This is a genomic window from Streptomyces sp. NPDC090445, from assembly GCF_044769385.1.
Taxonomy (GTDB): Bacteria; Actinomycetota; Actinomycetes; order Streptomycetales; family Streptomycetaceae; genus Streptomyces.
Genome location: NZ_JBIVXV010000029.1, coordinates 34,647 through 48,133 on the forward strand (window position 1 = coordinate 34,647; position 13,487 = coordinate 48,133).

At 70.6% G+C, this 13,487-nt stretch carries 9 protein-coding genes, 3 pseudogenes and 1 riboswitch; of the genes and pseudogenes, 6 read left to right on the forward strand and 6 right to left on the reverse strand.

All coding sequences use genetic code 11. From position 1 onward, the window contains the following. Nucleotides 1–754: 754 nt before the first annotated feature. The gene (locus ACIQUT_RS33555; protein WP_403568597.1) at nucleotides 755–1,243 is read right to left on the reverse strand and encodes an SAM-dependent methyltransferase; all 489 of its coding nucleotides are present in this window, start codon (nucleotides 1,241–1,243) and stop codon (nucleotides 755–757) included. A 170-nt stretch (nucleotides 1,244–1,413) separates the two neighbouring features. Here ACIQUT_RS33555 and ACIQUT_RS33560 point away from each other — a divergent pair, with 170 nt between their 5' ends. The 5 genes and pseudogenes from ACIQUT_RS33560 to ACIQUT_RS33580 all read left to right on the forward strand — a co-directional run bounded on the left by ACIQUT_RS33560 (nucleotide 1,414) and on the right by ACIQUT_RS33580 (nucleotide 6,123). Then, nucleotides 1,414–1,677: a hypothetical protein gene (locus ACIQUT_RS33560; RefSeq protein WP_403568599.1), complete on the forward strand. Its 264-nt coding sequence runs from the start codon at nucleotides 1,414–1,416 to the stop codon at nucleotides 1,675–1,677. 568 nt (nucleotides 1,678–2,245) lie between these two features. Then, nucleotides 2,246–3,379: pseudogene (locus ACIQUT_RS33565) on the forward strand (ABC transporter ATP-binding protein); the annotation flags it as partial. A 203-nt stretch (nucleotides 3,380–3,582) separates the two neighbouring features. Then, nucleotides 3,583–3,990 (forward strand): annotated as a pseudogene (locus ACIQUT_RS33570) (hypothetical protein); the annotation flags it as partial. Nucleotides 3,991–4,828: 838 nt separating this feature from the next. Further along, nucleotides 4,829–5,157: pseudogene (locus ACIQUT_RS33575) on the forward strand (arsenite S-adenosylmethyltransferase); the annotation flags it as partial. Nucleotides 5,158–5,391: 234 nt separating this feature from the next. Continuing rightward, nucleotides 5,392–5,549: riboswitch (cobalamin riboswitch) on the forward strand. A 145-nt stretch (nucleotides 5,550–5,694) separates the two neighbouring features. After that, nucleotides 5,695–6,123 (forward strand): acyl-CoA thioesterase, encoded by a 429-nt coding sequence (locus ACIQUT_RS33580; RefSeq protein WP_403568600.1) that lies wholly within the window; start codon nucleotides 5,695–5,697, stop codon nucleotides 6,121–6,123. 280 nt (nucleotides 6,124–6,403) lie between these two features. Here ACIQUT_RS33580 and ACIQUT_RS33585 read toward each other — a convergent pair whose 3' ends face one another. The 5 genes from ACIQUT_RS33585 to aceA all read right to left on the reverse strand — a co-directional run bounded on the left by ACIQUT_RS33585 (nucleotide 6,404) and on the right by aceA (nucleotide 11,695). Further along, complete coding sequence (locus ACIQUT_RS33585) at nucleotides 6,404–7,039, reverse strand: VOC family protein (protein ID WP_403568602.1); 636 nt, start codon at nucleotides 7,037–7,039, stop codon at nucleotides 6,404–6,406. Between the two features lie 74 nt (nucleotides 7,040–7,113). Next, complete coding sequence (locus tag ACIQUT_RS33590; protein WP_403568603.1) at nucleotides 7,114–7,245, reverse strand: hypothetical protein; 132 nt, start codon at nucleotides 7,243–7,245, stop codon at nucleotides 7,114–7,116. A gap of 583 nt (nucleotides 7,246–7,828) precedes the next feature. After that, nucleotides 7,829–8,701: a 3-hydroxybutyryl-CoA dehydrogenase gene (locus ACIQUT_RS33595; protein ID WP_403568605.1), complete on the reverse strand. Its 873-nt coding sequence runs from the start codon at nucleotides 8,699–8,701 to the stop codon at nucleotides 7,829–7,831. Further along, nucleotides 8,698–10,293, reverse strand: coding sequence for a malate synthase A (gene aceB / locus ACIQUT_RS33600; protein WP_403568607.1), 1,596 nt, complete (start codon nucleotides 10,291–10,293; stop codon nucleotides 8,698–8,700). The genes ACIQUT_RS33595 and aceB overlap by 4 nt, the downstream gene beginning before the upstream one ends. A 115-nt stretch (nucleotides 10,294–10,408) precedes the next feature. After that, complete coding sequence (gene aceA / locus ACIQUT_RS33605) at nucleotides 10,409–11,695, reverse strand: isocitrate lyase (protein WP_403568609.1); 1,287 nt, start codon at nucleotides 11,693–11,695, stop codon at nucleotides 10,409–10,411. A gap of 380 nt (nucleotides 11,696–12,075) precedes the next feature. Here aceA and ACIQUT_RS33610 point away from each other — a divergent pair, with 380 nt between their 5' ends. Beyond that, on the forward strand, nucleotides 12,076–13,479 hold the full coding sequence (locus ACIQUT_RS33610; protein WP_403568611.1) for a short-chain fatty acyl-CoA regulator family protein: 1,404 nt from the start codon (nucleotides 12,076–12,078) through the stop codon (nucleotides 13,477–13,479). Nucleotides 13,480–13,487: the final 8 nt, after the last annotated feature.

Sequence of the window (13,487 nt, forward strand, 5' to 3'; positions counted from 1 at the left end):
CGCACTTGACACTGCAAGGGGGTCGTCACCGCTGCCGCAGGCCGGGACGATGACCAGACCGGGCACCCTCTGCAGGACGATCCGGGTCCGGTGACGCGGACGTGGCGTTCGTGTCGGTGACGGGATTGTCAGCGGGGCAGGACTTCCTCGCCGCGGCTCAGGAGGCGATCCCGCGACGAGGGTGTAGGCGGTGGCCACCGCTTCCTTGCCGTCCGAGGTGGCGGCGGAATGGTCGGCCGTGGTCCGCGCGGGCATGTACAGGAGGCGCACCGGGACACACCTACACCCCTGTCCAGAGGTGCCCCAACCGGCGGCCGCAAGGCGCTCGCCGACCTGCCGTGATGCTCCGGGCTCAGCCGGACGGTCCAGCCAATCGCGTGCAGCACAGGCCGTGGGTGTCGGCGGTCGCACCGCTGATCGCTTCGGTCGTGTCTTCAGCGTGGATCACTTCGACAGAAATAGCACCACCAGGGCGAACTGACACAGGTTGGGCGCGAAAAGACCGCGCTTGGCTCCGGTGAGGGCCTGGCCCAAACAGCGCCGAGGCGAAACCCTCCGACTTCGCCCGCCTACAAGGGCGTCATGGACCTGCTGTCAACCAACGCTGATCTCTGTCGCCGCTATCAGGAGCACCTGCCGCGGAGGCTTCCCGACCGCCGACTTGCCGAGGCTGAAATTACGCACGCGCCAGAGCGGGACCCATGGATGTCCACCAGACAGGGTTGACAGCGTTCAGCCATCCACATGTGCGGTGCTACTCGGGTCGTTGAGCTGCGGGGTCCCAGTAGTGCGCCAGCATCGCCGCCGGCCATGCCGGGGCGGTGACAGGGCCGCGGGGTCCCATCTGCTCAAAGTAGGGGCCGAGGTCGTAGATCGGGGTTCCGTTCACGGCGTCGAGGTCGGTGACGTGGAGGTCTCTGCCGTCGACCTTGAGCAGCCGGGGAAAGCTTGTTGCCATGCGGTTGGGGCGCCTGTGGTTTCGGTGCACGAAGGTCCCCGTGGGTTCCCAGGCCGGGTCGCTGCGGGGGCTGCGGGCTCCGAGGTGGAGGTCGGCGTCAGATCCCAGGTGGAAGTGCCAGGTCACGATGAGGTGGGAGAACTCGTCGAGGCCTCGCAGGGTGTCCAGGGGGAAGTCCGGGCGCAGGCGGATGATCGATACGACTCCGCCCTGATAGTCGTCGGCCGGCTTCTCGTGACCGCCGACGACGTGGGCAATGGCCTCCAGCGTGATCCGGTCGTGCACGCAATCCTCCCCTGGGACTCCCGGCCCGGCGTTGGCGTTGCCCCGGCTCGGGCCGATGTTGCGATGGCTCGGTCAGCGTATCCGGGTGATCACCATGCGAGCGCGGTCGTCCAAGTTCGCCAGCGCGGTTCCAGGAGATCAAGGGCGTTGGCCCCTACACGGCCGCGGTCATGGCCTCCCACGCCTCCCGCGACCCCTCCGTCTTCGGCATCGACGTCTGGAACCGGAAGATCTTCGCGCGGAGGATCCTCGGCGTCCCGGACGCCGACGCCGAAGTGATCACCCGCCGTATGAACGAGCTCTTCCGCGGCCATGCCGGCACCGCGGCCCTCTACCTCGTCGAGCACGAATACCTCGCCACCCCCGTCGCCCCGCTCCTCGCCCCGGCAAGCATCAGCGCCTGGAACCAGGCCCTGGAGGCCACCACCAGCTGAGCCTTCCTCACACTCCACAGGGCAGCGGCGCACCCCGCCACTGCCCTCCCCGTCATGCCCTCAGACGCCCGGGCCCGGCGACCGCACCGATGCCCGCAATCCCCCGGAAGAGTGACAGGAATCTGTTCGAGCGAGTTTCAACGCCACCACCGCAGGCCTACCAAGCCCACAAGGCCAGACTAGAACATCCGTTCACCACTCGCCCCCAATTCGGCCGTGACGCACCCGATCGGGAGCCGTTCTTAGAGCACCAGTACCAGCCCTGCACCCATCCGGAGGATCCCGTGCATCCCCTGCCGAACCGACTCGACACCACCGCCGCAATCGAACACCCCCGGCCCGCCCCGTGCTCGCGCCCGGCCGGCGGGCGCCGCGTTGACGCCTCCTCCTCCCGTAGCCGCGACTCACGACCGGATACCAGGAGGGCCGCGTGAGCAAGGACTCGACGACCGGATCCGGCGCCGCGGGGGTGTCGGACTCGGAGCAGCTCCTCTTCGGCGGCGAGCTCGCCTACGACATCGGGTGGGACCGGCACGAGGGCGCCTGGCTCAAGCTCGGACTCTGGACCATGGCGCGGGAACTGCCGCGCCTGGTGGCGACCGGGCTGCGGCTCGCGCACCTGGCCGATACCCGGGCCCTGCGCATGGTCCTGGCCTCCGAGGCCGGCCGTGGCATCACCCAGGCGATCGGCCTGATCGCAGTCAACAGCGTGCTCGGCCACATCCTCGCGGACGGCAGCACAAACGAGCGCCTCACCCAGGCGGTCCCCGCGCTCTCGGTCGTGGCCGCCACCGCGTTCCTCGGCTCACTGCTGCGCTCGGCCTCGACCGCGGCCACCTGAACCCTGGAGCCGAAAGTCCAGCGGGTGGCCACCGAGCAGTACCTGGGGCTCGTGCACCGTGCGGAGCTCGCGGCGATCGAGGACGACGAGTTCCACCGGCTCCTCGACGCGGCCCGGTACGGCGCCGACTCCGCCCGGCGCATGATCCGCTACTGCACCAGCACCCTCAACGCGGGAGTGTCCCTGCTCGCGGCGGCCGGCGTACTGACCGTCCTGCACCCGGTGCTGCTGCCCCTCCTGGTCCTGATGACGCTGCCGAGTGCGTGGAGTTCGCTGATGATCTCCCGGCAGAAGTACATCTCCTTCCACGCCTTCGTCCAACACGCCCGGGCCGGACACCTGATCGGCCAGCTGCTGACCCAGAAGGAGGCGGCTGCGGAGGTCCGCGTCCACCGCGTCGGCCCGTTCCTGCTGGGCCACTTCCGGACCATGGTCGAGACCAGCGAACGCGAACAGACCCGCCTGGCCCGCCGAGCTGCACGGATCGGGCTCGTCGCCGACGGCGCCGGCGGCATCGCCACCCTCCTGACGTACGGCGCCCTGGGCGCGTTGCTGTGGGGCGGGGCCATGGACCTGGCAGTCGCGGGCACGGCCGTGCCGGCCATCCGTACCGGCGCCGCGAGCCTGGACACGCTCGTGCTGCAGATCACCGAACTGCACCAGGAGTCCCTGTTCGTCGCCGACTTCGAGCGGCTGTGCCGGGAGGCGAAGACCCGGGCCATCCCGGTCGGCGGACGGGCGCTGCCCGAGCGGCTGCGCGAAGTCCGCTTCGACAAGGTCACCTTCACCTACCCCGGCAGCAGCGGCGACGAGCCGGAGCCCGCCCTGCGCGAGGTCAGCCTGTCGTTCCCTGCCGCGAAAGGGTACCCGTCCCAGCCCCATGGCCTTGGAGCAGACCGGACGCTTCGCCCGCGCCTTCCGGTCCCGGTACCCGAAGGCGGTCCTCGACATCGTCGAGATCATCTCCGAGGGCGACCGCACCGTGGCCCGCTTGCGGCGATCGGCGGCAAGGGGCCTTCACCCGCAACGCCGACCGGTACCTCCTCGACGGCCGCGTCCAGGCCGCGATCGCGTGCGCCAAGGACCTGCCCGGCCCGCACGACCGATCCCCCGGCATCCTCGTCGGAGCGGTCCTGCCCCGGGAGGACACCCGCGACGTCCTCGTCCTCCCCACCGGCCACCCCGCGGCCGCACTCGCCGCGCTGCCGCCCGGCACCCGGGTCGGAACCAGCGCGCCCCGCAGGTCGGCCCTCCTCAAGGCCCTCCGCCCGGCACTCGTACCGGTACCGATCCGCGGCAACGCCGACAGCAGGCTCCGTGCCCTCGACGCGGGAACCCTCGGCGCGGACGTGATGATCGCCGCCCTGGCCGGCCTGCGCCGCCTCCACTGCGTACGGCCCCGCCTCCGGTCCACCGGTGATCGGGGTTCGGGCGCTGGTGGCGGCTGTCCGTCGCCAGGTCCGCAGTGGTGATGGCCGCACCGTCCAGGCCACGGCGCAGGTGGTCACCGCGCCGGCGGTGGACTGCCCGCCCGGCTCCCGGATCACTCCGGGGCAATCCGGGGCTGCGGCTGGGCGCGGAACACGTGGAGCTCGGTCATCAGGGGATCCCGCCATGGTGGTGGCCGCGCGGCCTGCCCAGCGAATCCGGGTTCGCGCAGCGCTGGCAGCGCACACCACGCACCGTGACTGACCCGGCCGAGATCGCGGCGCTCACGGGGCGGCCGGTCAGTCCCTCTGACACATATAAGTTGACACCCAGGTACATTTTTATTGCGTTATCGCAGGTCAGAACATCCTGCACGTCAACTTTTATGCGTCACGTTGCCTATTGGGCTTTCATGATGCATTGTGATTCACACGCTCACTGAAGCAACTCAGTTGGTTATGTCACTTCAGGCGGTTTGGCCCCGGCGGCAACCGGGGCCAAACCAGTGACTGCGTGAGATTGGGCGGGTCCGGCCGACCATGCAGCGGTCGGACCCGCCCACCAGGCCAGGCCCTACCGGCATACCACGCCCCAGCTCCCTGCTACAGGAACTGCCTCACACAGTCGGCAAGCGCACCGATCGCAACCAGAGCTGCGATGAGTAACTGCATGCCGGGCGGCGGAGGCTGCTGGCCTCCCTTGCGCCGCCGACGCGTTCGCTTGCCCATCTCGAACCCCCCTCTCCACGTACCCCTCGCGTGGCGCGAGAGACCGCCCGCCCTGCGCGGGCGGAGTCGTGAGTGGTGTGACGGTTCGGGGCCACAATATCGAGAGATTCACGTCATGCAATGCCGTTGCAGAGAAATTTGCCGGTCAGAGCCGCCTTCCCCCTTTGCAAAAACGAGCTCCTTCCGGGTCCTCAAGCCAGGTGGCCGGATCGGTGTCTCCGACGTCGTCGCCGACGACATCCTCACCCCTGAGCAGAGGGCCGAGCGCGGGGACTACGTCGGCTGCATCGCCGGCGCCCTCTCCTTCGCCAGTACCGCGCCGGGCTGGAGGCCGCCGGGTTCGCGAACGTCGAGATCACCCCGACGCACGCTGTCGCCGACGGCTTGCACTCCGCCATCATCCGAGCCCTCAAGCCCGCATCCGGTCCGGGCATCGGTGCTGGCCAGGCGAAGGCCGTTGCGAGAGGGGACTTCGGAAGCTGAACCACAGGCAGGGCTGATGTACCGGCTATCTGACCGGGCGGGCCGACGTTGAGGCCTTGCCGGGTGGTCGGTTTGGAAGGCCGTGGGGCGGCCCCTTCGGGACGTGAGACGTACGCCATCCGGCTCGGCCGCCGAAATGCTCAGGACTGTGACCTAGGGTGAGAGCGCAGCTGGTTCGCCCCGTCCTCCCCCATGGCCTGAACGGCATGGGGGACCCCATGGCGGGATGCGTCGTAAGAGGGAACCCGGTGGGAATCCGGGACTGCCCCGCAGCGGTGAGCGGGAACGACCGCCGTCATACGCACTGGGAACGCGAGTTCCTGGGAAGCGACGGCCGGTAGGTGTCCGCCGGGTCCACCACCCGGCAGGCGTGCCCGCGAGTCCGAAGACCTGCCCGCTGCCCGTGCGCGACGAGCGCGTACGGAGACCCGAGGGCCTCGTGGGCGGGCCGGCGGCAGCGGGCACACACCGGCCCGTCGCTCCTTCGCGCCCGCGGCACGCCGCCGGGTCGAGCCACGACTCGCGAAGGAGAGTTCCGTGACCACGGACACCACCGCAGGCAACCGCGCCCACAAGGCGCCGGCCGACTCCCGTGTGACCCTCGCCCACATCATGAGCGAGCACGACACCAACCTCTACGGCACCATCCACGGCGGCGTCGTCATGAAGCTCATCGACGACGCAGCCGCGGCCTCGGCCGGCCGCCATGCCGACGGCCCCGCCGTCACGGTCTCCGTGGACCGCATGACGTTCATCGCGCCTGCCCGCGCCGGGGACCTCCTCACCGTCCACGCCCTCCTCGAACGCGCCGGCCGGACCTCGATGACGGTGGCCGTACGCGTCACCGCCGAACGCTGGAACGCCACCACCACCCCCGCCACCGACGTGGCCACCGCCAGCCTGACCTTCGTCGCCATCGACGCCGAGGGCCGGCCGCGACCGGTCCCCGGTCTCGCGGAGGCGTAGGCAGGTCCGTTGTCAGGCCCCGGCCGCGTCCATGCGCTCGGGCGAGCGGGTGAAGCGGACCGGGGCCTGGAAACGGGCCTTGCGGGCGGCGCGGCGGAAGACGGTCAGGACGGCCGGGCCGGCCAGGCAGATGCAGATCGGATCAGCTGCTCCTTGGCCCGGTAGTCCAGTCCGCGGGTCGGCTCGTCGAGGAGCAGGACCTCCGGTGCCGCGGCCAGTTGGATGGCGAGGACCAGGGCGCGCCCCAGCCGGCTGCTCCGGCGGGGCAGTCGGGCCCTGGTCAGATCGTGACCGGGCCGTGGGCGGTGGCGAACTCAACCGAGACCAGGCCCGGTTCCTCATCCTCGACCCAGGTGACGTCGATCTGGTCGAGGGGGTGGTCGGCCGGTTCGCCGAGGAATTCGGCGATGGAGGCGGCGTCGCCGGCGATGGAGACCCCGTGGATGGTGGTGGAGGTGCGCGGGTCGGCGCTCGGGCGCTCCTCGATGGGGACCAACCACTGGAGGAAGTAGGGCAGTTGCGGGTCCTCCAGCAGTTCCAGCAGGCCGATCTGCTTCCACCTCAGGTCGAACCCGTCGGGGCGGACGCGGTGGCCCTCGGCCGAGGTGCGGCCGAGGCGGGCCTCGACCGGGGCGATGTCGTCGACGGAGACCACCCAACCGAGCCAGCCGCCGCCCTCGGCGGCGCGGCGCGCGACCGCCTGGCCGAAGGGTGCGCGGTCGGCGGCGGGGTGGTCGAGTGTGGTGACGACCTCGACGTAGGTCCCGCCGCTCAGCGGGAGAATGAAATTGCGGGTGCCGAATCGCGGGTGCACGCCCCCGTCGACGAACCCGGCGCCGAGGGCCGATCCGATCCACTGGACGGTCGAGGCGAAGCTGTCGCGGGCCACCGCATAGGACACGTGATCAAGTCGCACCGCGCCATCATCACCCGACAACCCGGACACATCCCTACGCCACGCCCGCCGCCCCGGCCGCGTCCGGCGTGGATTCAGCCGTGGAGCGGATCGGTCATCGTCATCCCGGCGGGGGAGGCCCGGTCGAAGCCAGGCGGCAGCGCTGCCGCCTCGTCGAGGCCCACGACCCGCTCGATCAGCCGCTGCGGGGCGAGTGCTGCTGCCACAGGATTTCGATCCGGCATGCAGCACCATGCGCACCGCACTTCCAAGAGACAGGCTCCAGCCTCGAGGGCCGATGACCGCGCGGGCCTGCTGAACGCGCCGGCCGAGTTCGGCGGCAACGTCCCCGGACACACGCTGCGGTGCAGCGGCCTCCCCAGCATTCTGCTGCTCGGCCGCCTCGATCAGATCCGCCTCCAGCAGTTCGACGTATTCGACCAGGCTGCCGAGGGTCTGCTTCAGGGCACTCATCCGAGAGTTCTGCGCGCCGGGCTGTCGACGCGCAGCGAGCAGGTTGCCGTAGTCGCGTGCAGGTATGGTCACCATCGGCTCGTCATCTGCGGTGGACCTGTCGTTCCGCGCATTCATCCTCGCCCCCTCGCCGTCCAACCACGGTCACGTGGGGCAACTTCGTCACACGGGTCGGGGTGTGGGCCGCTGCGCCCATCGTCGCCGTAGTCCCGCGCGCCAGGGCCGTGCGTAGTGGCGACGGCACAGCGAGAAGGGGGTGCGGCGGACACCACTCCGCCGCACCCCCTTCCACCACACGCCGCCGGGACCCTCAGCCCGGCCGCGGCACCGGGCCCCTCAGCAGTCCCGGTCGTAGGTGTGGAACCCCCGGCCCGTCTTGCGGCCCAGCAGCCCGGCCTGCACCATCCGCATCAGCAGCGGCGGCGGCGCGTGGAGGGGTTCCTTGAACTCGTCGTACAGCGACTCCGCGATGGCAGCGACGGTGTCGAGGCCGATGAGGTCGGCCAGCTTCAGCGGCCCCATGGGGTGTGCGCAGCCGAGTTCCATGCCGGCGTCGACGTCTGCCGGGGTGGCGAAGCCGGACTCGGCCATCCGGATCGCCGACAGCAGGTACGGGACGAGGAGGGCGTTGACGACGAAGCCGGCCCGGTCCTGGGAGCGGATCGGCGTCTTGCCCAGGGTCTCCCGGGCGAAGGCCTCCACCGTCTCCGCGGTCTCGCGGGAGGTGTGCAGCGAGGAGACGACCTCGACCAGCGGGAGGACGGGCACGGGGTTGAAGAAGTGCAGGCCCACGACGCGGTCTGCGCGCCCGGTGGCCATGCCCAGCCGCATGACGGGCAGGGACGAGGTGTTCGTCGCGAGGATCGCCTGGCGGTCTTCGACGATCTTGTCCAGCGCCGCGAAGGTCTCGATCTTGACGTCCGCGTTCTCGGTCACCGCTTCGATGACGAGCTGCCGGTCGGCGAGGTCGTCGAGGCTCCCGGTGAAGACGAGGCGGGCGAGGGCGTCCTCAGCCGAGATCCGGTCGAGCTTGCCTCGCTGGACGGCGCGCTCGAGGGAGACGGCGACCCGTTCGCGGGCCGCACGGGCGGCCGTGTCGTCCGCCTCACAGACGACCGTGTCGAGTCCGGCGCGGGCGCAGACCTCGGCAATGCCGGCGCCCATCTGCCCGCCTCCCACGACCCCGACCCGGCGGATACCGGCGCTCATGACCGCACCTCCCCGCGGCGGACCAGGTGACGGCTGTAGGCGTCGGGGGTGAAGAAGGCCGGCAGGTCCCGCTCCAGGGCGACCCGCTCCAGGACCGCCCTGGCCTCCGCGACGAGGGCGTACGGTCGCTCTGCGGTGAGCGCGGTGCATTCCTCTTCGAACACGGCGATCAGGTCATCCCGGTCGATCCTCCGGTGGCACAGCCATTGCCAGAGCTGGACCCGGGCGATCTCGGCAGTGGCCGCGTCCTCCATGAGGCCGTGGAGGGCGACCGCTCCGTGGCCGCGCAGCCAGGCCTCGAAGTACCGGAGCGAGACGGCCACGTTGGCCCGTACTCCCGCTGCCGTGGGCGGGGCGCTGATGCGGCGGACGGAGAGCAGGTCTGCGGCGCGGACGTGTACGTCCTCGCGGGTCCGGTCGAGCTGGTGGGGCCGTTGGTCGAGGACGGCATCGAAGACCTCGCGGCAGACGGGGACGAGCGCCGGGTGGGCGACCCAGGAGCCGTCGAAGCCGTCCTCGGCTTCGCGTTCCTTGTCCAGGCGGACCTTGGCCAGGGCCGCCGTGTTGGCGTCGGGGTCCTTGGCCGGCACGTGGGCGGCCATGCCTCCGATGGCGTGCGCGCCGCGCTTGTGGCAGGTGCGGACGAGGAGTTCGGTGTAGGCGCGCATGAAGGGGGCGGTCATCGTGACCTGGGCGCGGTCGGGGAGCTGGAAGTCGGTGCGGTGGCCGAAGGTCTTGATGATGCTGAAGAGGTAGTCCCAGCGGCCGGCGTTGAGGCCGGCGCTGTGCTCGCGCAGGGCGTGGAGGATCTCCTCCATCTCGAAGGCCGCGGTGATGGTCTCGATGAGGACGGTGGCGCGGACGGTACCGCGCGGAATGCCGAGGAGTTCCTGGGCGAGGACGAAGACGTCGTTCCACAGGCGGGCCTCGCCGGCGTTCTCCAGCTTGGGGAGGTAGAAGTACGGGCCGTGTCCGGCGTCGATCTGCCGCTGGGCGCAGTGGAAGAAGTACAGCCCGAAGTCGACCAGGGACGCGGGGACGGGCCGTCCGTCGATCTCCAGGTGCTCTTCGAGGAGGTGCCAGCCGCGGGGGCGGACGACGATGGTCGCCAGGTCCTCCCCGAGGCGGTACTCCTTGCCTTCGGGCGTGGTGAAGTCGATGCGGCGCTCGATCGCGTCGAGCAGGTTGAGCTGGCCGCCGATGACGTTGTTCCAGGTGGGGGCGGTGGCGTCTTCGAAGTCCGCCATCCACACCTGGGCACCGGAGTTGAGCGCGTTGACCGTCATGCGGCGGTCCGGCGGGCCGGTGATCTCCACCCGGCGGTCCTCCAGGCCCGGGCCGGGCGGGGCCACGCGCCAGTCGGCGTCGGCACGGACTGCGGCTGTGGCGATGGAGAAGTCGAGCGGTGATCCCGAGACGAGGCGGTCCTTGCGCCGGATCCGCTCCTTGAGGATGTCCGGACGGCGGTCTGCGAAGGCCGCGTCGAGGCGGCCGATGAAGTCGAGCGCCTCCGCCGTGAGGATCTCGTCGTGGCGGTCGCCGGGTGCCGCAAGGACCCGGACCTGGTGCGTGGTAGCGGTGGTGGTGGTCATGCGGTCTCCTGACGAGGGTGGGGCGGGAGCCGGGCGGAGACGGTCGTCCGGCTCCCGCTGAACACGGACCGCCGGCCGTAGGCGCCGACGGGGGCGGGGGCGGGGGCGGGGCGTCCTAGTGGAACTGCTCTTCCTCGGTGGAGCCGGTGAGGGCGGTGGTGGAGGAGGCGGGGTTGACGGCGGTGGAGACCAGGTCGAAGTAGCCGGTGCCGACCTCGCGCTGGTGCTTCACGGCGGTGAAACCGTGCTGCTGGGCGGCGAACTCGCGCTCCTGGAGGTCGACGTAGGCGGTCATGCCGTGCTCGGCGTATCCGCGGGCCAGGTCGAACATGCCGTGGTTGAGGGAGTGGAAGCCGGCCAGCGTGATGAACTGGAACTTGTACCCCATGGCACCCAGCTCCTTCTGGAACGTGGCGATCTGGTCGTCGTCCAGGGCCGCCTTCCAGTTGAAGGACGGCGAGCAGTTGTAGGCGAGCATCTGATCCGGGTACTGCGCGTGGATCGCCTCGGCGAACTCGCGGGCCTGGGCGAGGTCCGGGGTGCCGGTCTCGACCCAGATGAGGTCGGCGTACGGGGCGTAGGCGAGGCCGCGGGCGATGACGGGAGCCATGCCGTTCTGGACGCGGTAGAACCCCTCTGCGGTCCGCTCGCCGGTGCAGAACTGCGCGTCGCGCTCGTCGACGTCGCTGGTCAGCAGGTTCGCGGCGAGAGCGTCCGTGCGGGCGATGACCAGGGTCGGGGTGTCCGCGATGTCGGCCGCGAGGCGGGCCGCGTTCAGGGTGCGGATGTGCTGGGAGGTGGGGACGAGGACCTTGCCGCCGAGGTGGCCGCACTTCTTCTCGGAGGCGAGCTGGTCCTCGTAGTGAATGCCCGCTGCGCCGGCCGCGATCATCGCCTTGGTCAGCTCGAAGGCGTTGAGCGGGCCGCCGAAGCCGGCCTCGGCATCCGCGACGATCGGGGCGAGCCAGTCGGTCGTGTCGGCGCCGCCCTCGGCGGTGGCGATCTGGTCGGCGCGCAGCAGCGCGTTGTTGATCCGGCGGACCACCTGGGGGACGGAGTTGACCGGGTACAGGGACTGGTCGGGATAGGTGTGCCCGGCCTGGTTGGCGTCGGCCGCCACCTGCCAGCCGGACAGGTAGATCGCCTGGAGGCCGGCGCGGACCTGCTGCACGGCCTGGCCGCCGGTCAGCGCGCCCAAGGCGTGGACGTAGTCCATGTCGTGGAGCTGTCGCCACAGGCGCTCGGCGCCGCGGCGGGCGAGGGTGTGCTCCTCGCGGACGCTGCCGGAGAGCCGGACGACGTCCTCGGCGGTGTAGGTGCGCTCGATGCCCGCCCATCGCGGGTCGTCGGCCCACCGCTGCTTGAGCTGCTCGGCCGCCGCCGTCGTGTTGGTGTCTGCCATGACCGTCACCGTCTCCATGGGTTCGCTTGGCCTGCCAACCTGCCATCTCTTACGACGGGAGGTTGGCACTGTGTGCCTCGATCTGGGGTTGCGGGCCGCCGGCCCCACCTGGGGAGGAGCTGAGCAATGCTGCAGGCCAGCCTGGCTGGATTGTCCGGAATTCCCGACGTCAGGGCGCGAGTCGGGCCCAGTGTGTCTGCCTGGCCGCCGGGGTCCGGCGGGCCGCACGACAGACTCTGACAGCGGCACGCAGTGCCATCAATGAGGTACGTCTGCCAATTTCTGCGAATCTTCCGCGGCGCTTTTGCCAAGTGTGCGAAGGGTTCACAGCGACGGGATCATGCGTAATCTGAGGCCGGACGAGGCCGAAAGGAGACCGGGTGAGCAAGACGTACGCGGGTGCGCGGTTGCGGCGGCTGCGTGAGGAGCGCCGGATGAGCCAGGCGGAGCTGGCGCGCGTTCTGGCCATCTCTCCCAGTTATCTGAACCAGATGGAGCATGACTCCCGTCCGCTGACCGTGCCGGTCCTGCTGCGGCTGACCGAGGCGTTCGGCGTGGACCCCGGGTTCTTCTCGGAACGCGACACCAGCCGCCTCGTCGCCGACCTGCGCGAGGCTCTGGCGAACGAGGTCGCCGAGGCCCGGGTCTCTCCCTCCGACCTGGCCGAGCTCGCCACCCGGATGCCTGCGGTGGCCTCCGTCCTGCTGGACTTGGGGCGGCGCAGCCAGCTCCTGGCGGAGCGGCTGGCCGACACCGCGGACGGCAGGGACGGGGGCCCGGCCGCGCCCCGCTCACCGCACGAGGAGATCCGCGAGTTCTTCTACCGGCGCCAGAACTACCTCCACGACACCGACCTCGCCGCCGAGAACCTCGCCCGGGAGATCGGCGTCCGCCCCGGAGAGGTCGTCCGGGTGCTGTCGAAGCGTCTCACCGAGCACCACGGGATCCGGCTCGCCTCGGACTCCGACCGGCTGCACCACTACGACGAAGGGACACGGGTCCTGCACCTGTCCGGCCGGCTGCGCCCCGGCCAGCAGGCGTTCCGCATGGCCACCCAACTCGCCCTGCTCGAGTACGGCGACGAGCTGGACCGGCTCGCCACCGAGGATTTCCCGGCCGGCTCCCCCGCCCACGGTCTGGCCAGGATCGGCATCGCCAACTACTTCGCCGCCGCGCTGATCCTCCCGTACGGCGCCTTCCACACGGCGGCCGAGGAGTTCCGCTACGACATCGAACGCCTCACCGACCACTTCGGCCTCGGCTACGAGACCGTCTGCCACCGCCTGAGCACCCTGCAGCGCCCCAGGCTGCGCGGGGTCCCCTTCTCCTTCGTCCGGGTCGACCGGGCCGGGAACATGTCCAAACGGCAGTCCGCCACCGGATTCCACTTCTCCCGCGCGGGCGGTACCTGCCCGCTGTGGAACGTGTACGAGGCCTTCGCCGCGCCGAGCCGGATCCACGTCCAGGTCGCCGCCATGCCCGACGGACAGCGGTACCTGTGGACCGCCCGCGCCGTCACCCGCCACCGCGGCGGCTGGGGCGAACCCGGCAAGACCTTCGCCATCGGGCTCGGCTGCGAGATCCGGCACGCGCCCCGACTCGTCTACTCCGACGGACTCGACCTCGACAACACCGCCGCCGCCACCCCCATCGGCATGGGCTGCCGACTCTGCGAACGCCTCGACTGCCCCCAGCGCGCCGTCCCGCCCCTGGGGCGCGCCCTGACCGTCGACGAGAACAGCAGCACGTTCATCCCCTACCCCGTGACTCAAGGCCGGGACTGAGGATCCGG

Excerpts from the sequence above, each read along its gene's own strand:
- ACIQUT_RS33595 (WP_403568605.1), bottom strand. The coding sequence starts at position 8,701 with ATGAGCGCCGGTATCCGCCGGGTCGGGGTCGTGGGAGGCGGGCAGATG.
- aceB (WP_403568607.1), bottom strand. The coding sequence starts at position 10,293 with ATGACCACCACCACCGCTACCACGCACCAGGTCCGGGTCCTTGCGGCA.
- ACIQUT_RS33560 (WP_403568599.1), top strand. The coding sequence starts at position 1,414 with ATGGCCTCCCACGCCTCCCGCGACCCCTCCGTCTTCGGCATCGACGTC.
- aceA (WP_403568609.1), bottom strand. The coding sequence starts at position 11,695 with ATGGCAGACACCAACACGACGGCGGCGGCCGAGCAGCTCAAGCAGCGG.